Here is a 24,644-nt window from a genome sequence, read left to right as displayed (position 1 = left end):
CATGAATCTCAAGCTGATCAAGGGGATGCGGCTCGTCGCCGCCACCCACAATCCGGGCAAGGCGCGCGAGATCGAAGCGCTGCTTGACGGACATTACACGATCGTCACCGCCGGAGAGCTGAATCTGCCTGAACCGGACGAGACGGAGACCACTTTCGTCGGCAACGCCATGCTGAAAGCGCGCCACGCGGCCCAGGCCTCGGGCGAGGTCGCCCTGGCCGACGATTCCGGCCTGTCGGTCGCAGCCCTGGACGGGGCGCCGGGCATCTATTCCGCGCGCTGGGCCGGGCCGACCAAGGATTTCGCACTGGCCATGAAGAAGGTGGAGCAGCGGCTGGAGGAGATCGCCTCGACCGACCGCCGCGCCTGGTTCACCTCGGCCCTGGCCGTGGCCTGGCCCGACGGCCCTTGCGTAGTGGTCGAGGGGCGGATTGACGGCGAATTGGTCTTCCCGCCGCGCGGCGACCGGGGCTTCGGCTATGATCCGATCTTCCGGCCGGAAGGCTCCGCCCTGACCTTCGGCGAGATGGACCCGGTCGAGAAGGACGCTCTCAGCCACCGCGCGCGCGCCTTCGCCCGCCTCAAGGCGGCGCTGATTGACTGAGAGGACCGCCCCACAAGCCGCGGCCCTGCGCCAAGGCGGCGATCGAGGCGAGCATCAATCTGTCCCTCAAGCAGCCGCCCTCCGCGAGGGCGGCGATAGGGACGAAAAAGACTCCATCGCCCTCTATGTCCACTGGCCCTACTGCGCGCGCATCTGTCCCTATTGCGACTTCAACGTGGTGCGCGACCGGGGGCGGACGCAGGAGCAGGCGGAGCTGGCGCAGGCCATCCTGAACGACCTGGAGGCGCAGGCCGCCCTGGTCGGGCCGCGCGCCCTGGCCTCGATCTTCTTCGGCGGGGGCACGCCGTCCTTGATGCCGCCCGACGCCGTGGCGGCGGTGACGGCGCGGGCTAGGGCGCTGTTCCCTCCTTCTGGCGATATTGAGATCAGTCTGGAGGCCAATCCCACCGACGCGGAGGCCGGGCGCTACGCCGCTCTGGCCCAGGCCGGGATCAACCGCCTGTCGATGGGGGTGCAATCGTTTGACGACGCGGCGCTGAAGTTCCTGGGCCGCGATCATTCGGCCGCCGAGGCGCGTCGCGCCATCGCCCTGGCCGCGCAGGCCTTTCCGCGGCTGTCGATTGACCTGATCTACGCCCGGCCGGGCCAGGGCGTCGCCGACTGGACGGCCGAGCTGACCACGGCGCTCGATCTGGGGTTCGAGCACGTCTCGCCCTATCAGCTGACCATCGAGGGGACGACGGCCTTCGGCCGGGCCGTGGCGCGCGGCGCCTGGTCGCCGCCGGACGAGGATCTGGCCGCCGCCCTCTATGAAGCCACGCAGACGACGCTCGAGGCGGCGGGGTTCGAGGCCTATGAGGTGTCCAACCACGCGCGCGACGTGGCCGCCCGCTCCAGCCACAACCTGCATGTCTGGCGCGGCGGCGACTATCTGGGCCTGGGGCCGGGGGCGCATGGGCGGCTGACCCTGGCCGAGGGGCGGATCGCCACCGTGGCTGCGCGCCGCATCGGCGACTATGTGGCGGGCGTCGCCGCCGGTTCGCCCTGGGCCGAGCGCGAGGTTCTGGAGCCGCAGGACGCCGATGAGGAGCGCGTGCTGCTGGGCCTGCGCACCGTCGAGGGCGTGCCCTTGGCCCTGCTGCAGCGGCTGGGCCTGTCGGCGGTTGAGGGCCGGCTGTTCGACCTTCTGACGGACGGCTTCCTGAGTCTGAAGGACGGCCGCGTCGCCGCCACGGCGACGGGCCGTCCCTTGCTGGACGCGGTGCTGAAGAGCCTGCTGGTCTAGACGATCAGACGATCAGACGGTCGCCGCCGCCTCTTCGATCAGGTCGCAGATTTCGGACGGATGCGACGCCAGGGAGGCGTGGCTGGCGTCCAGGGTGATGACCTTGCGGGCGTTCAGCCGCGCCGACATCCGTTGCTGGTTGGTCGGGGCGATCATGTGGTCCTGGCTCGAGACCTGATACCAGCTCGGCTTGCTGCGCCAGGCGGGCGCCGTGACCGCGTCGCCGAAGGTGGTGGCCAGGGGCGCCTTCTGCGTCACCGCCATGACCAGGGCCTCGTCCGCCGTCAGATCCTGGCAGAAGCTCTCGTGGAACTTGTCGGCCTTCACCCACAGATAGCCGTCGCTGTCGGGGGCCAGGTTGGGGGCGGCGACCGGGGGATCCTGCTGGGTGATGGCGCCGGGGCTTTCGCCTGCGTCGGGCGCGAAGGCGGCGACGAAGACCAGGGCCGCCACGTTCGGCAGGTCGCCGGCCTCGGACAGCACGGCTCCGCCGTAGGAATGGCCGACCAGGATGACCGGCCCCTCCTGCTGACGCACCATCTTGCGCACGCGCTCGGCGTCGTCGGCAAGCGAGGTCAGCGGCATCTCGACCGCGTGCAGGGAGGTGTAACCGCGCTTGGCCAGTTCGGTGATGACCTTGCCCCAATGGGCGGCGCCGCCCCAGAAACCGTGAACGAGGACGATGGAGGCGGATTTGGACATCGGCTCGGTTTTCCTTGGAGTTCAGCGGCTCTGACGCCGCGTGTGGCTGAAATGTGTCAAGGCCGCTCGCGTTCCCTGATGGTCGCCGCTTTCACGACACCGTGACGGTGACTAGGATGGCGTCATGTCCGACGCCTCCCTGTTCCCGCTGATCGCCCCGCCCGCGCGCCCCGTTTCGCCGGGCCTCTATCTGGTGGCGACGCCGATCGGCAATCTGCGCGACATGACGCTGCGGGCGCTGGACGTGCTGGCGGCGGCCGACCTGGTGCTGGCCGAGGACACGCGGGTGACGGCCAAGCTGCTGACCGCCTACGGGCTGAAGGCCAGGCTGGAGCGTTGCGACGACCACGCCTCGAACCGCGCCGCCGAGATCGCCGTCGAACGGTTGAAGGCGGGCGAGGTGGTGGCCCTGGTGTCGGACGCCGGCACGCCGCTGGTGTCAGACCCCGGCTATGTGGTGGCGCGGGCGGCCGTGGCCGAGGGGTTGCCGGTTCATCCCGTGCCGGGTCCGTCCAGCCTGCTGGCCGCCCTGTGCATCGCCGGCCTGCCCGCCGACCGGGTGCTGTTCGCGGGCTTCCTGCCGCCCAAGTCGGCGGCGCGCCGCACGGCGCTGGAAGAGCTGCGGCCCGGCCGTCAGACCCTCGTCTTCTTCGAGAGCGGGCCGCGCCTGCGCGACAGCCTGGCCGACATGGCCGAGGTGCTGGGCGCCCGCCCGGCCGCCGTCGCCCGCGAACTGACCAAGCTCTATGAAGAATGCGTGCGCGGCGACCTGGCCGATCTGGCTGTCGATCCGCGTCTGGACGCGCCCAAGGGCGAGATCGTGGTGGTGGTCGGCCCCGGCGAGGCCGAGACGGCCAGCGCCGCCGACGCCGACGCCGCCCTGGCCGAGGCCCTGACCCGCCTGCCGCCCGGCGAGGCGGCCGCCGAGGTGTCCAAGGCGCTGAGCCTGCCGCGCAAGCCGCTCTACAAGCGCGCGCTGGAGTTGAAGGGGCGGTGAGTCAGGCCCTGCGACCGCATCCGCCGCCGAAGACGTCCAAGGCGGGCTGGCGCCGCAGCCTGGGCGGGCGGTCGCATCGTCAGGGGCATGACGCCGAGTGGATCGCCGCCGTGTGGCTGATGCTCAAAGGCTATCAGGTGCTGGCCTTCCGCCTGAAGGGGCGGGGCGGAGAGATCGACATCCTGGCCCGGCGCGGGCGCGTCCTGGCCGCCGTCGAGGTCAAGCGCCGCGCGACGCTGGAGGCCGCGACCCTGGCCCTGGGGCCGGACCAGCACCAGCGCCTGATCCGCGCGGCCGAGGCGGCGGCGCGCGGGCGACCGGCCCTGTCGGGGCTGGAGCTGAGAATCGACATGGTGGCGCTGGCCCCCGGACGCTTTCCGCGCCATCTTCGCGGCGTGATCTCCACGGGAGCGGACCGGCGTTGACGCGCGAGGAAGCAGAGGCGGTGCTGGCCCAGGCGGGGCAGGGGGCGGACGAGGCCTTCCCCCTGCTGGATTGCGCCATCGCCTGCGCCATCCACGACTATCCGTTCCGCGACGCCGACTGCGTGCGCATTCTGGCCGACCACGCGGCCCAGCGGCTCAAGGAGCGGGCCGCCAACGAAAGCCCCGACGACGCTTTGACCGAGGCCCTGGCCGGCGACCTGCGTCTGAACGGCGACCTGTTGAACTACGACCATCCGGCCAACACGGACGTGATCGACGTGGCCGAGCGGCGGCGCGGCCTGTCGGCGGTGCTGGTCATCTTCTATCTGGACGCGGCGCGGCGGGCCGGGCTGACGGCGGCGCCGGTCGATTTTCCCGGCCACGTCCTGCTGCGGGTCGAGACGCCTGAGGGGCCGGTGGCGCTGGACCCGTTCAGCCAGGGGCGGCTGGTCCTACCGTCGGAGCTGACGCGCCGGGCCCTGCTGGCGGGCCTGACCCCGCATGTGGCCGACCGTCTGGACCTGCTGATGGCGCCGGTCAGCGAGCGTCAGGCCTTGATCCGTCTGCAGAACATCCTGTTCACCCGCGCGCTTCAGGCCCGCGACTACGAAGGCGCCGAGCGCTCGGCCCTGCGTCGCGCCCTGCTGGACCCCGAGGATCACCGCCCCTGGTTGGACGTGGCCGCCGCCCGCGAGAAGCAGGGCGCTCTGACCGGCGCCATGCAGGCCCTGTCGCGCGCCCGCAGCCTGGGCGAGCCGATCGCCGCCTGCGACGCCCGGCTGGACCGCGTGCGGATGCGGTTGAACTGAAGCGCGGCCTTGCGGCGGGCGCTGTCGGGCCTCAAGTAACGCCCAGCGGCGCTCTTGCTCGGGCGCTCAAGCAGCGCGCGCCCGCGGGGCGAACGTTAGCGCCACTAAAATCAGCTCAAGCAGCGAGCGCCCGCGGCGCGAGCGATAGCGCCACCAAGAAGGACACCCCATGCTCAAGGTCGCCATCCAGATGGACCCGCTCGAGGCGGTCAACGTCGAGTCGGACACCACCTTCCTGATGGCCCTGACCGGGCAGGCGCGCGGCCACAAGCTGTGGGTCTATGACTTCCGCGCCCTGGCGCTTGAGGACGGCCGCCTGTTCTGCCGCGCCCGTCCGGTGACGGTGAAGCGCGAGCAGGGAAACCACGCCGACTTCGGCCCCGAGCAGCGGCTGGACCTGGCCGAGGACGTGGACGTCATCCTGATGCGTCAGGATCCGCCGTTCGACATGGCCTATGTCACCGCCACCTATCTGCTGGAGCGGGTGCATCCCAAGACCCTGGTGGTCAACGACCCGGCCGAGGTGCGCTCGGCGCCCGAGAAGCTGATCGCCACCCTCTTCCCCGGCCTGCAGCCGCCGACCCTGGTGTCGTCCGACCCCGAGGCCCTGGTGGACTTCCACCGCCGTCACGGGGACGTGGTGCTCAAGCCCCTGCACGGCGCGGCCGGGTCGGGCGTGGTGCGGCTGAAGGCGGACGATCCGAACCTGGAGGCCCTGATCGAGATTCACGCGACCGGGTCGCGCGATCCTCTGGTGATCCAGAAATTCATCCCGGCCGTCTCGGCGGGCGACAAGCGCATCATCCTGATCGACGGCGAGCCGGTCGGCGCCATCAACCGCATTCCGGCCAAGGACCAGGTGCGCTCCAACCTGCGCGTCGGCGGCACGGCGGCGCCGGTCGAGCTGACGCCGCGCGATCTGGAGATCTGCGCCGCCATCGGCCCCTATCTGAAGGAACGCGGCCTGATCTTCGTCGGCATCGACGTGATCGGCGACTATCTGACCGAGATCAACGTGACCTCGCCCACCGGCGCCCAGCAGTTGCTGAACTTCGCCGGGATCGATGCGACCGAGCGCATGTGGGAGGTCATCGAGCAAAGGAAACGCGCGGCCGCCTGACGCCGCGCTGCACGGGAGGAGACTTTATGAGCGTACTGAACAAGGCCGGGGCGTCCGCCGCCCTGGCGCTGGCGATCGCCTGCCCGGCGGCGGCCCAGGAAGCCTCGCCAGACGTCGCCCCGAAACGCCCGTCGCTGGAGGTGCTGGAGCGGATCATCGAGACCCGCACGCCCGAAACCCGGATCGAGACGCCGGACCATGACCGCATCAGCGCCCGCCGCATCGACATCGTCGACGCCGACGGGACCATCCGCATGACCCTGTCGGGCGCGACCCCGCCCCCGATCATCGACGGCGTTCAATATAAGCGCGCCTTCAACGTCGCCGGACTGATCCTTTACGACGACAAGGGCAGCGAGCGCGGCGGTTTCGGCACGGCCGACGTCGAGGGCGGCATGGCCGTTCTGGCGCTGGATCACCCGGCGATGGACGCCGTCGGCTGGCGGGTGTCGCCCGACGGCTCGGTCAGCTTCGTCTTCAACCAGGCGCCGCCGCTGGTGCGCGAACCCGGGCTGGGCGGGGCGCTGGTTCCGGGCGTGCAGACGCCGACGCGGATGCGCCTGTCGCTGGCGGCCGACGGGACGCCCGCCGTCGCCCTGTCGGACAGGAACGACAAGCCGCGCCTGCGTCTGACCGTGACCGAGGAAGGCTTCGGCGCCATCCAGTTCCTGAACGCCGAGGGTCAGGTGATCCATACGATCGCGCCGGAGGCTGACCTGCCGTCGAACTGACCGAACAACGCTCTTGCAGTGTTGATTGGTTCGTGATTTGTTCTCTCGACTGCGGGAGGGAACGACATGGTCGCGCGGGTGGTGACGGTGGCTTTCGACGGCGTCGATGCGCGCCGGGTCGATGTCGAAGTGCAGCAGGTCGGCTCCCCCGCTGGGGCTTTCGCCATCGTCGGCCTGCCGGACAAGGCGGTGGCCGAGAGCCGCGAGCGGGTGCGCGGCGCCTTTGCGGGCATCGGCCTGGCGCTGCCAGCCAAGAAGGTGATCGCCAATCTGGCCCCCGCCGACCTGCCCAAGGAAGGCAGCCATTTCGACCTGCCCATCGCCCTGGCCCTGCTGGCCTCCATGGGGGTGATCGGGCCGGACGCCCTGGACGGCTGGGCGGCGGTGGGCGAACTGGGCCTGGACGGCCAGATTGCGGCGGTGGGCGGAACTCTGCCTGCCGCGATGGCGGTGAACGCCATGGGGCTGGGCCTGATCTGCCCCGAGGCCAATGGGCCCGAGGCGGCTTGGGCGGGCGAGGCGCGGCTGCTGGCGCCGCGCTCCCTGATCGGCCTGATCAACCATTTTCGCGGAACTCAGGTGCTGCGCCCGCCTCAACCGGGGCCGGTGCTGGAAGGGCGCGCCGTGCCCGACCTGCGCGAGGTCAAGGGACAGGAGGGCGCCAAGCGGGCGCTGGAGATCGCCGCCGCCGGGGGCCACAATCTGCTGTTCGTCGGCCCGCCGGGTTCGGGCAAGTCGATGATGGCGGCGCGCTTGCCGGGCCTGCTGCCGCCGTTGACGCCGATGGAGCGGCTGGAGACGTCGATGGTGTGGTCGGTGGCCGGACTGATCGAACGCGGAGGGCTGACGCGCGAACGGCCTTTCAGAGCGCCGCATCATTCGGCGTCGATGGCGGCCCTGACCGGCGGCGGGCTGAAGGCCAAGCCGGGCGAGGCCTCCCTGGCGCACAACGGCGTCCTCTTCCTTGATGAACTGCCCGAATATTCGCCCCAGGCGCTGGACAGCCTGCGCCAGCCGCTGGAGACAGGCGAGATCGTGGTGGCGCGAGCCAACGCCCATGTACGCTATCCGGCGCGCTTCCAGCTGGTGGCGGCGATGAACCCCTGTCGCTGCGGGCTGGGCGGGCCGGGGCGCGGCGCCTGCGGCAAGGCCCCGCGCTGCCAGAAGGACTATCAGAACCGCATCTCCGGCCCGATGTTCGACCGCATCGACCTGACGGTGGAGACCCCGGCGGTGACGGCGGCCGACATGATCCTGCCCGCCCCGGCCGAGGGGACGGCCGAGGCCGCCGCCCGCGTCGTCGCCGCCATGCAGATGCAGGAGGCCCGCATGGCCGAGGCCGGGTTGGCGGGAATGCAGGCGCTCAACGCCCGGGCCTCGGGCGAGGCGTTGGAGCGGTTCGCCGCGCCGGATCAAGCCGGCCGCGCCCTGTTGATGAAGGCGGGCGAGGCCGGGGGGCTGACCGCGCGCGGCTGGACCCGCACCCTGCGTCTGGCGCGCACCATCGCCGATCTGGACGGCGCGGACGGCGTGCTGCGCCGCCATGTGGCCGAGGCGCTGATGTATCGGCGCAGCACGGTCGGCGCCCATGAGGACTTCGATCGTCAGGTCAGTCGCCGCGCGCTGTTTCCCGCGCAGGAAGGCGAGGCGGGACAAACGCCGTTCGTCTGGAATTAACCCCTCGGCCCTAGCGTGGCCTTATGGGACAGACCCGTCGCAAACCGTCGCCGCAGAGCGATCTCTTTCCTGTCGCGCCCGACGTCGCGCAGGCCGCGATAGAGGCGTCCGCCGACGGCGTCTCGCCCGAACACCAGTTCCTGCGACTGATGAGCCATGAGATGCGCACGCCCTTGAATGGGGTGATCGGCATGCTGGGCCTGCTGTCGCGCACCCGTCTGGACGGCGCCCAGCGCGCCTATGCCGAGGCGGCGCAGAAGTCGGCCGAGCATCTTCTGGGCCTGGTCAACGATCTGCTGGACTATGCTCGGCTGGAGGCCGAGGCGCTGGAATTCGACCCTGCGCCGGTTGATCTGGAAGGCCTGGTGCGCGGCGTGGCCGAACTGCTCAGCCCGCGCGCCCACGACAAGGGGTTGGAGATCGTCTGGTCGGTCGCCGCCGACGCCCCGGATGTCGCCGCCGATGAGGGTCGCCTGCGGCAGATCCTGTTCAACCTGGCGGGAAACGCCGTGAAGTTCACCGACCGGGGCGGGGTGCGCCTGGCGGTTGAGGCGGTCGGCGAACGCATGGATGGGGCGCCTGCGCGCCTGGCCTTCATCGTCGACGACACCGGCCCCGGCGTGCCCGAAGCGGCGCGCGGCCGCATCTTTGAGGAGTTCGGACACGCCGACATCTCGGACGCCGCCCGGTTCGACGGGGCGGGCCTGGGCCTGGCGGTGGTGCGACGGCTGGCCCGCGCCATGGGCGGCGAGGCCGTGGTCGAGGATCGGCCGGGCGGTCCTGGCGCCCGCTTTCGCTTTGAAGCCGAGTTTCCGGTCGTGGCCGACGTGGAAGCGCGTGCGCGACTTCTCGACGGGCTGGCCGTGGCGATCCGCACGCCGAATCCCTTCGTGCGCCGGGCGGCGACCGATCAGATCGAGGCTTCGGGCGGTCGGGTGGCGCGTCAGGCCGGCGTGACGCTGATCGACCACGCGGGCGCCGAAGAGGAAGGCTTGGCGGTTCGACCCAGACAGGGCCAGGCCATCATTTTGTTGCGCCCGTCCGAGCGTGACCTGATCAGCCGCTATCGGGCGGCGGGCTTCTGCGGCTATCTGATCAAGCCCCTGCGCCGCGAGTCGCTGGCGGAGCGCGTGCTGGCGGCCGCTGCGCCGCGTCGGGGCCTGCCCTCGCCGCCGGTGCGGCCCGGCGACGACGATCGCGTGGCCCATGTGGCCTTCAAGGGCGTGCGGGTGCTGCTGGTCGAGGACAATCCGGTCGGCGCCCTTCTGGCCAAGACCTTGCTGCGACGCGAGGGCTGCGTGGTCCAGACCGCCGCCGACGGTCAGGAGGCGCTGGACGCCCTGAAGGCGGCGCGGTTCGATCTGGTCTTCATGGACATGCGGATGCCGCGCCTGGACGGACCGAGCGCCGCGCGGGCGCTGCGGGCGCGCGGGGACCAGACGCCGATCATCGCCCTGACCGCCAACGCCTTCGCCGAGGATCGCGTCGCCTGCCTCGAGGCCGGGATGGATGATCATCTGGCCAAGCCGCTGGAGGCGGACGCCCTGCGCGTCGCCCTGGCCCGCTGGACGAACGCCGCCAACCGCGCCAAGGTCGCCGTTTCCTGATCTGCCAGTAGTCCGTCGTCCGTATCGTCCGGCGGCGCCCCGCCGGAGCCACGCATGACCGATTCCAAGACGCCCGCTTCCGAGGTCGCGGCGTTGCAGCCGTCTCCCAAGGGCCTGGGCGTGCTCAAGGCGGCGTTCCGCGAACGGCGCACCCTGGCCATGCTGCTGCTCGGCTTCTCGGCGGGCCTGCCCTTCGCCATGTTGTTCGGAACGCTGAACGCCTGGCTGTCCGATGCGGGGGTGTCGGTGGCGACCATCGGCGTCCTGTCGTGGGTCGGGCTGTTCGGGGCCTTCAAGTTCCTGTGGTCGCCCGCGGTCGGGCTGACGCCGCCGCTGATCGGCCGGATGGGCCGGCGTCGGTCGTGGCTGATCCTGTGCCAGATCGTGTTGGCGGGCGCGCTTTTGACCATCTCCCTGTCGCATCCGGGCACGGGCGCCATCGTGGTGCTGGCGGGCGCCGCGGCCCTGGGCGCCTTCGCCTCGGCGACCCAGGACATCGTCATCGACACCTGGCGGATCGAGGTGGCCGACGAGCGGACGCCGGTCGACCTGCTGTCGACCGTCTATCAGCTGGGTTTCCGCACGGCGGCCCTGGTCGGCGGGGCGGGCGCCCTGGTGCTGGCGGATCAGCTGGGCTGGTCGGCGACCTTCGTCATCGGCGCCGGGCTGATGGGGCTGGGCGTTCTGGGCACGCTGATCGCGCCCGAGCCCAAGGCCGCGCCGCGCGCCGCGATCGCGCGCGAGCGCATCGGCTCGCCGCGCCTGCGCATGACCGCCCTGGTCGTCACCCTGGCCGCCTGGGCCTGGGCGGCCTTCATGCTGGTGCGCTTCATGGTCACGGCCCTGACGGTCAAGCCTGCGCCCAGCGCCGGAGAGTTCACCGCCGTCTGGGGGCCGTGGATTGTGGGCATGGCGGTGATCCTGCCGGCCGTCCTGGCCGGGATCATCGTCTGGCGCGGCGGCAAGTCGGCCCCATCATCGTCGCCGTCGAGCGCCAAGGGAACGAGTTTCGCCGACACCCTCTACGACGCCATCCTGGCGCCCCTCGTCGAGCTGATGGGCCGTCTGGGCTGGGGCGCCGTCATCGTGCTCGGCCTGATCCTGACCTATCGCATCACCGACGGCGTCTGGGGCCCGTTCGCCTTTCCCTTCTACATGGGAGACACGGGCGGGGCGCTGGGCCACACCAAGACCGAGATCGCCCTGGCGTCCAAGACCTTCGGCGTGGTCATGACCATCGTCGGCATCGCCCTGGGCGGCTGGGCGCTGCTGGTCATCGGGCGGATGGCCAGCCTGCTGCTGGGCGCGGCCCTGTCGGCGGCGACCAATCTGCTGATGATGGATCTGGCCATGGGCGCGCCGGTGATCGGCGGCTTCATGAGCGCGACCGGCCTCTACAAGCTGTTCGGCGCCTTCGGCGTGGGCGAGCCCCTGGCGCGGCTGATGATGGCCATTGCGGGCGAGAACATCGCCGGCGGCTTCGCGGGCGCGGCCTTCGTGGCCTATCTGTCGGCCCTGTCGAACAAGATGTTCGGGGCGGTGCAGTTCGCCGTCTTCACCTCCCTGGCCCTGCTGATCGGCACCCTGGGGCGCGGCGCCTTGGGCGAGTTGATCGAACGTCAGGGCTATGCCGCCATGTTCGTCATCGCGGCCTGGCTGGGCGTGGTGGCGGTGGTGTTCTGCGCGATGGAGTGGGGGCGTCAGACGATGGAGCGTCGTCGCCTCAACCTCGATTCCTAGAGGCTGAAGCGCCCTGAGTTGGAACGCAAAGAGGCGGCCCGAAGGCCGCCTCTCAACGTCGTCGCGACAGAGCGGACGATCAGTCCTCGATCTCCACCCCTTCGGCGTAGGCGGCGAAGGTGGCGGCGGTGATAATCTCGCCGACCGAGGCGCCCAGAGGCACGATCTGCACCGACTTCTCGAGGCCGACCAGCAGGGGGCCGATCACCGTGGCGCCGCCCAGCGACTGGACCAGACGGGTCGAGATGGCCGCTGAATGGATGGCCGGCATGACCAGGACGTTGGCGTCTCCGGTCAGGCGCATGAAGGGATAGTTGGCCCGCGCCTCGGGGTTGAGCGCCAGCTCCGGCGGCATCTCGCCTTCGTATTCGAAGTCGACGTCCATGGCGTCCAGGATTCGGATGGCTTCGCGCACCTTCTCGCCGCGATCGCCCGGCGGGTCGCCGAAGGTCGAATAGCTGAGGAAGGCCACGCGCGGCTTGCGGCCCAGCTTCTTGACCGTGGCGGCGGCCTTGACCGCGATCTCGGCCAATTCGGCGGCGTTGGGCAGTTCATGGATCGAGGTGTCGGCCACGAACAGGGTGCGGCCCTTGGCCAGTAGGATCGACAGGCCGATCATGCGGTCCGTGACGTCGAGGACGCGGCGGACCTCCTTCAAGGCCATGTTGAAGTTGCGGGTGACGCCGGTGACCATGCAGTCCGCCTCGCCGCGCGCGACCATGGCGGCGGCGAAGTAGTTGCGGTCCTGGTTGATCATGCGCTGCACGTCGCGGCGCAAATAGCCGCGGCGCTGCAGGCGGGCGTACAGCCACTCGACGTATTCGGCGTTTCGATCCGATACGCGGGCGTTCATGATCTGAATGCCCAATTCGTCGAAGTTCAGACCGGCTTCGGCGGCGTTGTGGCGGATCAACTCCTCGCGGCCGACCAGGACCGGCGTGCCCAGATCCGCTTGCTTGAAGGCCCATGCGGCGCGGATGACGACCTGCTCCTCGCCCTCGGCGAAGACGACGCGCTGCTTCGGACCCGAGCGCACGCTGGCCTGGATCTTCTGCATCAGGGCGGCGGACGGATCGACCCGTTGGCGCAGGGCGATGCGATAGGCGTCCATGTCGGCGATTGGCTTTCGCGCCACGCCGGTCTCCATCGCCGTCTGGGCGATGAAGGGCGGGATGTACCAGATCAGGCGCGGGTCGAACGGGGTGGGGATGATGTATTCCGGGCCGAACTTCAGCTTGCGGCCGCGATAGGCGGCGGCGACTTCGTCCGGCACGTCCTCGCGAGCCAGGGCCGCCAGGGCCTGGGCGCAGGCGATCTTCATCTCGTGGTTGATCTGACGCGCGCGCACGTCCAGCGCGCCGCGGAACAGATAGGGGAAGGCCAGGACGTTGTTGACCTGGTTCACATAGTCCGAACGGCCGGTGGCGATGATGGCGTCCGAGCGCACCGACTTGACGTCTTCCGGCGTGATCTCGGGGTCCGGGTTGGCCATGGCGAAGATGATCGGATTGGGCGCCATGGAGGCGACCATTTCCTTGGAGATCGCGCCCTTGGCGGACAGGCCCAGCACCACGTCGGCGCCGACCATGGCCTCGGCCAGGGTGCGCAGCGGCGTGTCGGTGGCGTGCGCCGCCTGCCATTGCGAGACGTTGTCGCGGCCCTTGTAGATCACGCCCTGACGGTCGCAGATGACGGTGTTCTCGGCCTTGACGCCGGCGGCCTTCATCAGGGCGATGGACGACAGGCCTGCGGCCCCGGCGCCCGACAGGACGACCTTGAGGTCTTCCAGCTTCTTGCCGACGATATGGGCGGCGTTGATCAGGCCGGCGGTCGAGATGATGGCCGTGCCGTGCTGGTCGTCGTGGAAGACGGGGATGTCCAGCAGATCCTGCAGCTGGGCTTCGATCTCGAAGCACTCGGGGGACTTGATGTCCTCCAGGTTGATGCCGCCCCAGGTGTCGCCGATGTTCTTGACCACGGTGACGAATTCATCCGGATCGGTGGTCTTCACCTCGACGTCGAAGCTGTCGACGTCGGCGAAGCGCTTGAACAGGACCGACTTGCCTTCCATCACCGGCTTGGACGCCATGTGGCCCAGGTTGCCCAGGCCCAGGATGGCGGTGCCGTTCGAGATGACGGCGACCATGTTCCCCTTGGCGGTGTAGTCGTAGGCCTTGTCCGCATCGGCGGCGATGGCCAGGACCGGCACGGCCACGCCCGGCGAATAGGCCAGCGACAGGTCGCGCTGGGTCGCCATCGGCTTGGTCGGGGCCATGGAGATCTTGCCCGGCGTCGGATCGCGGTGGAACTCCAGCGCGTCGTCGTCGGAGAAGGTCTGTTTGTCGGTCAATTCGGGCATTTCGATCTCGGGAAGGGGCAGGCGCATTTCGTTCCTAGATCGTGGGATCGGCGGCGACAACCGCTGACGCTGGGTCAAGGCCGATTGCGTGGTTTCTCCGTCACCCGGCGGGCAGGAGTCCTGTTCCTTCGATCTCGACCGGGCCGGTCATGAAAACGTGGCCGGACGCCTCGTCCCAGTCGATGATCAGTTCGCCGCCGTCGACCGTCACGGCGGCCTTTCGGTCGGTCAGACCGCGTCGCGCCGAGGCGACCAGGGCGGCGCAGGCGCCCGTGCCGCAGGCCAGGGTCAGGCCCGCGCCGCGCTCCCATACCCGCAACCGAATGTGATCCCGGGCCAGCACGTCGGCGAAGCCGACGTTGACCCCTTCGGGGAACAGGGGGTGGTGTTCGATCAGGGAGCCGGAGCCGCGCACGAAGGCGTCGTCCTGTCGGTCGGTGAAGAAGACGACGTGGGGGTTGCCCATCGAGACGGCGCCCGGCGTGTGCAGCACGGGGGCGTCGATCGGCCCGACCTGCAGCTCGATCCCGCGCGTGTCCATTTCTTCGGACAGCGGCACCTGGGCCCAGTCGAGGCGCGGCGCGCCCATGTCCACGGTGACTTGATGGGTTGCGGTCGTCGGCTCTTCGGGATTTCCGGACCCGACGCGGCCTGCCGCCCGGCGCGCCGTCGTCGGTCCGCCCAGGGTGTCGATGACCACCTCTTCCTTGTTCGTCGCCTCCAGCAGCAGCCAGCCGACGCAGCGCAGGGCGTTGCCGCAGGTCTCGACCATGGAGCCGTCCGCGTTCCAGACGCGCATGAAGGCGTCGGCCGTCTCGGACGGTTCGACGCCGATCAACTGGTCGAAGCCGCCCAGACCCGCCGCCGGACCGGCCAGGGCGCGCACCTGATCCTCAGTCGGGTGGAACGGCGCTTCAAAGGCCTGGACGACGATGAAGGCGTTTCCGGCGCCGTTCATGCGGATGTAGGGTCGGGCGGACTGGCTCATGTTCGTCTTCATATAGGATTTTTCGCCGGTTCATGTATCGGTGGCGGCGATGACGTCTGACCAGAGCCAAACCGCCAAATCCGACGGGCTGCGGCTGAGGGCGCGTTTGCGCTACCTCTATCACGGCTCACAGCCGGCGGCGGTGAAGTTCCGCCTGATGGTCATCGTCATCGATCTGATCATCATCGGCTTCTTCCTGGCCACGCCGATCCTGAAGGAGGCGGGCTGGGCCTTCTATGTGCTGGACTATCTGATCGCCGCCGTCCTGGGGCTGGACCTGGCGGCGCGCGCCTACGCCTATTCCGACATCCGGTCGTGGCTGAAGCGGCCGATCGTCTGGGTCGATCTGTTCGTCCTGGCGACCCTGCTGTTCCCGGCCTGGCTGGCCAATTTGGGCTTCCTGCGGCTGTTGCGCTTCTGGAGCCTGCTGAACAGCGACCTGTTCTGGCGCACCATCGGCCGCCGCTTCGACGACACGCGGGTCGAGGAGGTCACGCGCGCCCTGACCGCCCTGGTCACCTTCGTCTTCGTGACCACCGGCTTCGTCTACGCCTATTTCCGGGGCAAGGCCGAGCACATCAACGGCTATCTGGACGCCCTCTATTTCACCGTCGCCACCCTGACGACGACGGGCTTCGGCGACATCACCCTGCCGGGTAACTGGGGGCGGGTCATCTCCATCGTCGTCATGCTGGTGGGCATCACCCTGTTCATCCGCCTGGCCCAGACCCTGATCCGGCCGCACAAGGTGAAGTTCCCCTGTCCCACATGCGGGCTGCAGAAGCACGATCCCGACGCCGTCCACTGCAAGGCCTGCGGCCAGATCCTGTGCATCCCCGACGACGGCGACTGAGGCGCGTCCTGCGGCGAAAGATTACAAGCCTGTAAGATTACACACGCTTGCCCCCTGCCTCCGGTCTCGCCAAGGTGCCGCGCGAAACACACCGTCCGTTGGGGGACCATCATGATCATCCGCACCCTGGCGTCCGTCGCCGTCCTTTCCTTCGCCGCCGGAGCCGCACCCGTCGCCATGGCCCAAGCCGCCGCTTCCGCAACCGCCGCCTCGACGGCTCCGGGCTTCGCCACCAGCGACGCTACCGACCCCTACATCTGGCTGGAGGAGGTCGAGGGCGACCGCGCCATGGAGTGGGTCAAGGCGCACAACGAAACCTCGCTGGGCGTGCTGCAGGGCGACCCGCGCTATGAGGGCCTGCACCAGCAGGCGCTGGACCTGGTGCAGTCGCGCGACCGCATCCCGTCACCGGGCTTCACCCACGACGGCCATGTCGACAACTTTTGGCAGGACGCCGAGCATGTGCGCGGCATCTGGCGCCGCACGACGCTGGACTCCTACCGCACCGACGCGCCGCAGTGGGAGACCATCCTGGACATCGACGCCCTGTCGGCGGCCGAGGGCGCCAACTGGGTCTATAAAGGCGCGTCCTGCCTGCCGCCGGACGAGCGTTACTGCCTGATCTCCCTGTCGAACGGCGGCAAGGACGCGGTGACGGTCCGCGAGTTCGACAGCGTCACGAAAACCTTCGTGGAGGGCGGCGTCAACCTGCCGGAATCCAAGGGCGGCGCCAGCTGGATCGACAAGGACACCCTGCTGATCTCGCGCGACTTCGGCGAGGGCTCGCTGACGGACTCGGGCTATCCGCGCACGGTGCGTCTGATGAAGCGCGGCCAGAGCGTCGATCAGGCGATCGAGGTCTTCGCCGGCCAGCAGACCGACGTCTCAGTTTCGGGCTACACCCTGCGTGACGCCGACGGCGTGGTTCAGGCGGTGCTGCTGAACCGGGGGATCAACTTCTATGAGAGCGAGACCTGGCGCCTGAACGCCGACGGCTCGACGACCAAGCTGGAGCTGCCGCTCAAGGGCAATATCAACGCCCTGGTCGCCGGCCAGCTGGTGGTGACGACGGATCAGGACTGGACCGCGCCCTCGGGCCAGGATTTCAAGACCGGCGATGTCATCGCCTGGAACCTGCAGGCCTGGCTGGCCGACCCCAAGACCCCGGCGCAACTGGTGATCCGTCCCGGCGAACGCGAGGCGATCGAGGGGATCAACGCCACCCGCAACAAGCTGGTCGTCGCCCTGTACGAGAACGTGCGCGGCTCGGTCTATGTTTATGACCCGGCCGACTGGAGCCGCACGCGCCTGGACCTGCCGCAGAACGTCTCGGTCGGCGTCGGCTCGGCTTCCGAGCAGGACGACAAGATCTTCGTCAGCGTCACCGGCTATCTGAACCCGTCCAGCCTCTACCTGGCCGACGCGGCGACCGGCGCGGTCGCCCTGACCAAGGCCCTGCCGGACAAGTTCGACGCCAGCGGCATGCGCGTCGATCAGTTCGAGGCGCGCAGCGCCGATGGGACGATGATTCCCTATTTCGTCGTCCACAAGGACGCCATGGCGATGGACGGATCGAACCCGACGCTGCTGTACGGCTACGGCGGCTTCCAGTCGTCGCTGCTGCCCGGCTATTCGCCGACGGTCGGCAAGCTGTGGCTGGAGCGCGGCGGCGTCTATGTTATCGCCAACACCCGCGGCGGCGGCGAGTTCGGTCCGAAATGGCACCAGGCGGCCCAGCAGGAAAACCGCCAGCGCGCGCACGAGGACTTCCAGGCCGTGGCCCAGGATCTGATCACGCGCGGCGTCACCTCCCAGCCGCACCTCGGGATCATGGGCGGCTCGCAGGGCGGCCTGTTCATGGGCGCCATGCTGACCCAGCGCCCGGACCTGATCAATGCGGCGGTCATCCAGGTGCCCCTGTTCGACATGCTGCGCTTCCACAAGCTGCTGGCCGGCGCCTCGTGGATCGGCGAATACGGCAACCCGGACGTCCCGGAGCAGCGCGCCTGGATCGAGCAGTATTCGCCCTATCAGAAGCTGTCGGCGGGCCAGCCCTATCCGGAAGTCTTCATCCACACCTCGACCAAGGACGACCGCGTCCACCCCGGCCACGCGCGCAAGGCGGCGGCGCGGATGGAGGAGCTGGGCTATCCGGTGCTCTTCTATGAAAACGTCGACGGCGGCCACGCGGCCGGCGCCAACCTGCGCGAGACGGCCCGCCGCATCGCGCTGGAATACACCTATCTGACCCGTCGGCTGATGGATCAGCCGGCCCAGCCGTAACCGACGGAGCCCGAGATCATGATGAAGTCCCTGTTCCTCTCCGTCGCCTTGCCCGCCCTGATGCTGGCCGACGCGCCCGCTATGGCCGGGGGCGCCGTGTCCGATCCGGTCGCCGCGTCCGCGACCAATCCGCCGCCGCACTTCCCGCGCGACCTGTCGCCCGAGGGGGTCAAGGCCGCCGATGACCATCTGGCGCTGGAAGAGGTGGACGGCGCCGAAGCGCGCGCCTTCGTCGCCGCCTCGAACGAAAAGGCCCTGGCCGCCCTGACCGGCGACCCCCGCTATGAGCCGTTCCGCCGGCAGGCCGAGGCCATCCTGACCGCCACCGACCGCATCCCCGGCGTCAGCTTCCTGGGCGAAGGCCTGGGGAACTTCTGGCAGGACGCGGCCAATCCCAAGGGCGTCTGGCGCCGCACGACGCTGGCCTCATACCGCACGGCCCAGCCGCAGTGGGAGACGCTGCTGGACATCGACGCCCTGGCCAAGGCCGAGGGCAAGGACTGGGTGTTCAAGGGCGCCAACTGCCTGGCGCCGGACGAGACCCGCTGCCTGATCAACCTGTCGGACGGCGGCAAGGACGCCGTGACGGTGCGCGAGTTCGACCTGACGACCAAGCGGTTCGTGGACGGCGGCTTCGCCATCCCCGAGGGCAAACACCGCATCAGCTGGCTGGACCGCGACACCCTGCTGATCGCCACCGACTTCGGTCCCGGCAGCCTGACGGAGTCGGGCTATCCCTTCATCGTCAAATCCCTGACGCGCGGCCATCCGCTGGCGCATGCGACCGAGGTCTATCGCGGCGAGCAAGGCGACGGCGGCTACGGCGTCTCGCCCATGGTGTTCCGCGACAAGGCGGGCGCGGTCGAGGCGGTGCTGTTCAGCCGCCCGCTGGACACCTTCCGGTCAGAAATCTGGGCTCTGGGCGGCGACGGCAAGCCGTATAAGCTGAACCTGCCTGAGCGCGTCGCCATCGAAGGCGTAAGGGATGGCAAGCTGGTCTTCTCGCCGGAACAGGCCTGGAGCTTCGACGGCCAGGACTACGCCGCTGGATCGCTGTTGTCGTTGCCGCTGGGCGTGCTGGGCGATGTCCGTCTGCATGTCCGCATCGACGCGAAGTCGGCGACCATTTTCACGCCTGGTCCGCGCCAGTCGCTGCAGAACGTCAGCGTATTCGAGGACAGCATCGTCGCCGTCATCGCCGACAATGTTGTCGGCACGCTGAAACGGTTCACCCCGAGCGCGAACGGCTGGATCGCGACCGATCTGGATGTCCCCGCTAACAGCGCCGTGGGCCTGGGCGACAGCTCCAAGGCCAAGGGCCAGGTCTTCGTCTCGACCCAGGGCTTCCTGACGCCGCCGACCCTCAGCCTGGCCGATGTCGCCACCGGCGCCCTGAGCGAGCTGAAATCGGCCCCGGCCAAGTTCGACGCCTCGACCCATGTGGTCGAGCAGTTCGAGGCGACTTCGACCGACGGGACCAAGATCCCCTACTTCGTCACCCGGCCCAAGAACCTGGCGATGGACGGGACCGGCCCGACCATCCTGTTCGGCTACGGCGGTTTCCAGGCCAGCTTCCCGCCCGCCTACAAGCCCGAGATGGGCAAGCTGTGGCTCGAGAACGGCGGCGTCTTCGTTCAGGCCAACATCCGCGGCGGCGGCGAGTTCGGCCCCGGCTGGCACCAGGCGGCTCTGCGCGAAAACCGCCAGCGCGCCTTCGACGACTTCGCCGCCGTGGCCCGCGATCTGGAGCAGCGCCGCATCACCAGCCCGCGCCACCTGGGCATCTACGGCCGCTCGAACGGCGGGGTGCTGACCTCGGTGTCCATCACCCAGCATCCGGAACTGTTCAACGCGGCGGTCATCGAAAGCCCGCTGATCGACATGCTGCGCTATCAGGAGCTGCCGGCGGGCGCCTCGTGGATGGGCGAGTACGGCGATCCGCGCATTCCGGGCGACGCCGAATTCATCGCTCGCTACTCGGCCTATCAGCAGCTGCGGCCCGAGGTGAAGTATCCGCGCGTCTACATCACCACCAATACGCGCGATGACCGGGTGCACCCCGGCCACGCCCGCAAGTTCGCGGCGCGTCTGGGCGACCAGGGTCACGACCATCTCTATTTCGAGGACACGGCGGGCGGCCACTCCAACGACGCCGACCCGGTCGCCAACGCTCGCCGCTGGGCGCGCCATTACGTTTATCTCAGCCAGCAACTGATGGACTGATTGTAGCACTCGTCGCGCCCGACGCGCCGCTCACGCATTTATGAGCGGCGTTATCGGGCCGAAGGGATAGGATCGCCGCCATGATGGCACGGGGCCTGTTCAGGTACGGAATGACGGCGGCGGTCGCGGGCGTGGGCCTGCTGGCCGTCGCCGCCGCGCCGTCGCGCGAGCGGGACGCCCCGGTCCAGCCGGTGGTGGTCGAGCTGTTCACCGCCCAGGGCTGCGCAGGCTGTCCCGACGCCAACCGCACGGTCGAGACGGTGGCGGCTGAGCCGGGCGTGATCGTCCTGACCTACGGCGTCGACTACTGGGACTATCTGGGGTGGTCCGACACCTTCGCTCGGCCCGAGTTCGCCGAGCGCCAGCGCGCCTATCGCCAGGCCTTGAAGCTGCGGAACGTCTCGACGCCGCAGGTGGTGATCGACGGGCGCCGTCATGTCTCGGGCGCCCGCTCGCCGGAGCTGAAGGCCGCCGTCGAGGCCGAGGCGCAGGGCCGGGGCTGGCCGCCCGAGATCGAGTTCCGCGAGACCGGCGATCGCGTCGGCGTCGGTTCAGGGCGTCCTCCGGAAGGCGGAGCCGAGGTCGTCGCCGTCGTCTATCGACCGGGGCAGCAGACGGTCGAGGTCAAGGGCGGCGATAACCGCGGCCGGGCCGTGACCCACGTCAATGTGGTGCGCGAGGTGCGCCGTCTGGGCGACTGGAACGGGCGGCCGGTGCTGTTCCCCCTGCCCCAGGACGCAGGGAGCGACGACGGGGTGGTGGTGCTGCTTCAGGCCAAGGACGATCGCCGCATCCTGTCGTCGGCCGCGCGCCCGGAACCGGGGCGCGATTGAACCGCTGACGGAAAAGGTCTAAAGGCCCGCCGCTCTTGATGGGCGCGCGCCTCCTCGCGCGACCCGGAGAACATTGCATGGTCGGGGATACGCCCCGCGGCGACGCCGCGCCAACCGCCAACGCCTCCTCTTCTGCGAACGCCCAGACTCCGCCTTCCGGCGGGGCGGACGGGCACGGCGGGGGCAAGGCCAGCCATCGCGCCCTGATCCTGGGCGCCATCGGCGTGGTCTTCGGCGATATCGGCACCAGCCCGATCTACGCCCTGCGCGAGGCGACGGCCCACGCCCAGAAGGGCGTCGGCGGCGATCTGGCGATCATCGGCGTGGTGTCGCTGGCCTTCTGGGCGCTGATGATCGTCGTGACGTTCAAATACGTCATGTTCCTGATGCGGGCGGACAACAAGGGCGAGGGCGGCACCCTGTCGCTGATGGCCCTGGCCCAGCACGCCATCGGCCGACGCAGCGCCTGGCTGTTCGTCCTGGGCGTCTGCGGCGCGGCCCTGTTCTACTCCGACGGCGTCATCACGCCTGCGATCTCGGTCCTGTCGGCGGTCGAAGGCCTGCAGGAGGCGCCCGGCCTGAACGGGCGGTTGGATCCCTTCATCCTGCCGCTGGCGGCGGGCATTCTGATCGCCCTTTTCCTGGTGCAGTCGCGCGGCACGGCGGGCCTGGCCAAATTCTTCGGCCCCATCACCCTGATCTGGTTCCTGTCGCTGGGCCTGCTGGGCGTGGTCCATATCTTCGACGACCTGTCGATCCTGAAGGCCCTGTCGCCCTACTATGGGATCAAGCTGCTGATCGCCGACGGCTTCCTGGGCTTCGTCATCCTGGGCAGCGTCTTCCTGGCTGTCACCGGCGCCGAGGCGCTGTATGCGGACATGGGCCATTTCGGCAAGGCGCCGATCCGCCAGAGCTGGCTGTTCATCGTCCTGCCGTGTCTGACGCTCTGTTACCTGGGCCAGGGCGCCTTCCTGCTGTCGCACCCCGGCGCGGCGCATAACCCGTTCTGGAACATGGTGCCGCAGCTGGCCTATTGGCCCATGCTGATCCTGGCCACGGCGGCGACGGTGATCGCCAGCCAGGCGATGATCACGGGCGCCTTCTCGGTCACGCAGCAGGCGGTCCAGCTGGGCCTGTTGCCGCGTATCGACATCCGCAACACTTCAGAGACCCAGGCCGGTCAGATCTATGTGCCCGCGATCAACAGCCTGCTGCTGGTCGGGGTGCTGTTCGTTCTGGTCAGCTTCCAGTCGTCGCACAACCTGACGGCCGCCTATGGCGTGGCGGTGACGGGGACCATGATGGTCAACACCCTGATGGCCTTCACCGTCGTGCGTCACAAGTGGAAGTGGTCGTGGTGGGCCATCCTGCTGACGCTGGCGCCGTTCGGCTTCATCGACGCGGTCTTCCTGACGTCCAACCTGCTGAAGATCCCGGCGGGCGCATGGATGCCGCTGGTGCTGGGCGGGGGCTTGGTCATGCTGATGTGGACCTGGGTGCGCGGCTCCCAGATCCTGGCTGACAAGACGCGCAAGGACAGCCTGCCGCTGAATGATCTGATCGAGATGCTGCGCGCCCGTCCGCCGCACCGGGCGCCGGGTACGGCCATCTTCCTGACCTCGGACCCGGACGTGGCGCCGGTGGCCCTGATGCACAATCTCAAGCACAACAAGGTGCTGCACGAGAAGAACATCATCCTGACCGTGCATACGTCCGACCGGCCGCGCGTGCCGGACCTGCAAAGGGTGGCGGTCGAGCCGATCAGCGATGATTTCAAGCGACTGACCCTGACCTTCGGCTATATGGAGACGCCGAACGTGCCGCGCGCCCTGGGTCTGTGTCGCAAGCAGGGGCTGAAGTTCGACATCATGTCGACCAGCTTCTTCCTCGGCCGACGCTCGGTCGTTCCATCCGCCCGCCAGGGCATGCCTCTGTGGCAGGACAAGCTGTTTATCTTCCTGATGCGTAACGCCGCCAATCCGACCGACTTCTTCCGCATTCCGCCCGGCCGCGTGGTCGAGCTCGGCACCCAGGTGTCGGTGTGAGCGGGGGAACGCCCAAGGGGCGCAGCTCGGCCGCGCGCGGCCGCCGCATCGCCGAAAAGGCGCGCGGGCCGCGTCGTGAACCGACCCGGCAACCCGTCGCGCACGATCCGCACGCGGACATCGGCGTCGAGGCGCGGTTGGTCGCAGGCATCCTGCTGAACGCGGCGCTGGAGAAGCGCACGGGTCTGGACGAGGCCCTGTCGCAATCGCCCGCGCGCGACCTGCCGCCCCAGGACCGGGCCTTCGCCCGCGCCGTGGCCATGGCCGCCCTGCGCCGTCTGGGCGAGATCGACCAGATCCTCGATCGTCGTCTGCAGAAGGCGCCGCCGCTGGCGGTGCTGACGATCCTGCGCGTCGCCCTGGCCCAGACCCTGGTGCTGGACACCCCGGCGTTTGCGGCGGTGTCGACGGCGGTCAAGCTGGCCGAACGCGACGCCAAGACCCGGCCGTACAAGAATCTGGTCAACGCCGTGCTGCGCGGCGTCGGTCGCGACGGCCCCGGCTTGACGACTGCTGAATCCAACCTACCCGACTGGCTGGCCCAGCGCTGGAAAGCCACCTATGGCGAGGCGGCCCTGATCGGCCTGGCCCTGGCCACGCGCGAAGAGCCGGCGACCGATTTGACGGCCAAGCCGGGCGTCGCTCCGGCCGAACTGGCGGCGTCGGTCGAGGGCGAAGCCCTGCCCGGCGGCACGGTCCGCACGGGCAAGCGCGGCGACGTCGCCTCATGGCCCGGCTTTGAGGCCGGCGACTGGTGGGTGCAGGACGCCGCCGCCGCCGTCCCGGCGCGCCTGCTGGCGGTCAAGGCGGGCGAGACGGTGCTGGACCTGTGCGCCGCGCCGGGCGGCAAGACGCTGCAATTGGCCGCCGCCGGGGCCGAGGTCGTCGCCCTGGACCGCTCCGAGGCGCGCCTGAAGCGCCTGCGCCAGAATTTCGAGCGCATGAACCTCAAGGCCGAGGTCGTCGCCGTCCCGGCCGAGGACTGGGAGGACGACCGGACGTTCGACGCCGTCCTGCTGGACGCGCCCTGCACCGCCACCGGCACCTATCGCCGCAATCCGGAAGTGCTGCGCGCCACCCGCCCCGCCGACGTGGCCAAGCTGGCCGACGTGCAGCACCGTCTGCTGGACACGGCCGCCGCAAAGGTGAAGCCGGGCGGTCGTCTGGTCTATTGCGTCTGCTCGCTGGAACGCGAAGAGGGCGAGACGCAGATCATCGCCTTCCTGCGCCGCAACCCGGCCTTCCGCACCGTCGCAGCGGTCACGGCTGAGATCGGCGCCCCTGACGAGGCCCTGACCCCCGAAGGCTGGCTGCGCATCCTGCCGTCGCAATGGGCGGAAAAGGGCGGGCTGGACGGCTTCTTCGCCGCCAAGCTGGAGCGGATCGCGGACTAGGACGCGGG

General features: G+C 69.5%; 19 protein-coding genes. 16 read left to right on the top strand and 3 right to left on the bottom strand.

Annotation, left to right across the window (positions count from 1 at the left end):
- Position 1 precedes the first annotated feature (1 nt).
- The gene (rdgB, locus tag EGK63_RS07970) at positions 2–604 is read left to right on the top strand and encodes an RdgB/HAM1 family non-canonical purine NTP pyrophosphatase (RefSeq protein ID WP_125900736.1); all 603 of its coding nucleotides are present in this window, start codon (positions 2–4) and stop codon (positions 602–604) included.
- Between the two features lie 115 nt (positions 605–719).
- On the top strand, positions 720–1,850 hold the full coding sequence (gene hemW, locus EGK63_RS07965; RefSeq protein WP_125900813.1) for a radical SAM family heme chaperone HemW: 1,131 nt from the start codon (positions 720–722) through the stop codon (positions 1,848–1,850).
- A gap of 12 nt (positions 1,851–1,862) precedes the next feature.
- Here the strand turns inward: hemW and EGK63_RS07960 are convergent, their stop codons facing one another.
- Positions 1,863–2,552, bottom strand: a complete 690-nt coding sequence (locus EGK63_RS07960) for an alpha/beta hydrolase (RefSeq protein WP_088410749.1) — start codon at positions 2,550–2,552, stop codon at positions 1,863–1,865.
- A gap of 124 nt (positions 2,553–2,676) precedes the next feature.
- Here EGK63_RS07960 and rsmI point away from each other — a divergent pair, with 124 nt between their 5' ends.
- The 8 genes from rsmI to EGK63_RS07920 all read left to right on the top strand — a co-directional run bounded on the left by rsmI (position 2,677) and on the right by EGK63_RS07920 (position 11,658).
- Positions 2,677–3,549, top strand: coding sequence for a 16S rRNA (cytidine(1402)-2'-O)-methyltransferase (gene rsmI / locus EGK63_RS07955; protein ID WP_125900735.1), 873 nt, complete (start codon positions 2,677–2,679; stop codon positions 3,547–3,549).
- On the top strand, positions 3,546–3,974 hold the full coding sequence (locus tag EGK63_RS07950; protein ID WP_125900734.1) for a YraN family protein: 429 nt from the start codon (positions 3,546–3,548) through the stop codon (positions 3,972–3,974). The genes rsmI and EGK63_RS07950 overlap by 4 nt, the downstream gene beginning before the upstream one ends.
- Entirely contained in the window at positions 3,971–4,783 is an 813-nt protein-coding gene (locus EGK63_RS07945) for a SirB1 family protein (RefSeq protein ID WP_125900733.1), read from the top strand. The genes EGK63_RS07950 and EGK63_RS07945 overlap by 4 nt, the downstream gene beginning before the upstream one ends.
- Before the next feature lie 169 nt (positions 4,784–4,952).
- Entirely contained in the window at positions 4,953–5,903 is a 951-nt protein-coding gene (gshB, locus tag EGK63_RS07940) for a glutathione synthase (protein WP_125900732.1), read from the top strand.
- A gap of 26 nt (positions 5,904–5,929) precedes the next feature.
- Complete coding sequence (locus EGK63_RS07935; RefSeq protein WP_125900731.1) at positions 5,930–6,634, top strand: hypothetical protein; 705 nt, start codon at positions 5,930–5,932, stop codon at positions 6,632–6,634.
- A gap of 66 nt (positions 6,635–6,700) precedes the next feature.
- Positions 6,701–8,311: a YifB family Mg chelatase-like AAA ATPase gene (locus tag EGK63_RS07930; protein ID WP_125900730.1), complete on the top strand. Its 1,611-nt coding sequence runs from the start codon at positions 6,701–6,703 to the stop codon at positions 8,309–8,311.
- Between the two features lie 23 nt (positions 8,312–8,334).
- On the top strand, positions 8,335–9,918 hold the full coding sequence (locus tag EGK63_RS07925; RefSeq protein ID WP_125900729.1) for a response regulator: 1,584 nt from the start codon (positions 8,335–8,337) through the stop codon (positions 9,916–9,918).
- A 54-nt stretch (positions 9,919–9,972) separates the two neighbouring features.
- The gene (locus EGK63_RS07920) at positions 9,973–11,658 is read left to right on the top strand and encodes a beta-lactamase induction signal transducer (RefSeq protein ID WP_125900728.1); all 1,686 of its coding nucleotides are present in this window, start codon (positions 9,973–9,975) and stop codon (positions 11,656–11,658) included.
- 79 nt (positions 11,659–11,737) lie between these two features.
- Here the strand turns inward: EGK63_RS07920 and EGK63_RS07915 are convergent, their stop codons facing one another.
- Complete coding sequence (locus EGK63_RS07915; RefSeq protein ID WP_125900812.1) at positions 11,738–14,017, bottom strand: NADP-dependent malic enzyme; 2,280 nt, start codon at positions 14,015–14,017, stop codon at positions 11,738–11,740.
- A 100-nt stretch (positions 14,018–14,117) separates the two neighbouring features.
- Positions 14,118–15,005, bottom strand: coding sequence for a diaminopimelate epimerase (gene dapF / locus EGK63_RS07910; protein ID WP_243637618.1), 888 nt, complete (start codon positions 15,003–15,005; stop codon positions 14,118–14,120).
- 49 nt (positions 15,006–15,054) lie between these two features.
- On the opposite strand from dapF, the gene EGK63_RS07905 reads away from it, so the two are divergent.
- The 6 genes from EGK63_RS07905 (at position 15,055) to EGK63_RS07880 (ending at position 24,636) form a co-directional block, all read left to right on the top strand.
- Positions 15,055–15,858, top strand: coding sequence for a potassium channel family protein (locus EGK63_RS07905; protein ID WP_125900726.1), 804 nt, complete (start codon positions 15,055–15,057; stop codon positions 15,856–15,858).
- Positions 15,859–15,969: 111 nt separating this feature from the next.
- Complete coding sequence (locus tag EGK63_RS07900; RefSeq protein ID WP_125900725.1) at positions 15,970–18,141, top strand: prolyl oligopeptidase family protein; 2,172 nt, start codon at positions 15,970–15,972, stop codon at positions 18,139–18,141.
- 18 nt (positions 18,142–18,159) lie between these two features.
- Positions 18,160–20,364, top strand: a complete 2,205-nt coding sequence (locus tag EGK63_RS07895; RefSeq protein WP_125900724.1) for a prolyl oligopeptidase family protein — start codon at positions 18,160–18,162, stop codon at positions 20,362–20,364.
- Positions 20,365–20,444: 80 nt separating this feature from the next.
- Positions 20,445–21,197 carry a thioredoxin family protein gene (locus tag EGK63_RS07890; RefSeq protein ID WP_125900723.1) on the top strand — a complete coding sequence of 251 codons (753 nt, stop codon included), beginning with the start codon at positions 20,445–20,447 and terminating at the stop codon, positions 21,195–21,197.
- A gap of 77 nt (positions 21,198–21,274) precedes the next feature.
- On the top strand, positions 21,275–23,242 hold the full coding sequence (locus EGK63_RS07885) for a potassium transporter Kup (protein WP_125900722.1): 1,968 nt from the start codon (positions 21,275–21,277) through the stop codon (positions 23,240–23,242).
- Entirely contained in the window at positions 23,239–24,636 is a 1,398-nt protein-coding gene (locus tag EGK63_RS07880) for an RsmB/NOP family class I SAM-dependent RNA methyltransferase (RefSeq protein ID WP_125900721.1), read from the top strand. Before EGK63_RS07885 ends, EGK63_RS07880 begins: the two co-directional genes overlap by 4 nt.
- Positions 24,637–24,644: the final 8 nt, after the last annotated feature.

Source organism: Brevundimonas sp. 357, from assembly GCF_003938605.1.
Classification (GTDB): domain Bacteria; phylum Pseudomonadota; class Alphaproteobacteria; order Caulobacterales; family Caulobacteraceae; genus Brevundimonas.
This window is presented reverse-complemented; position numbering and strand designations above follow the sequence as displayed.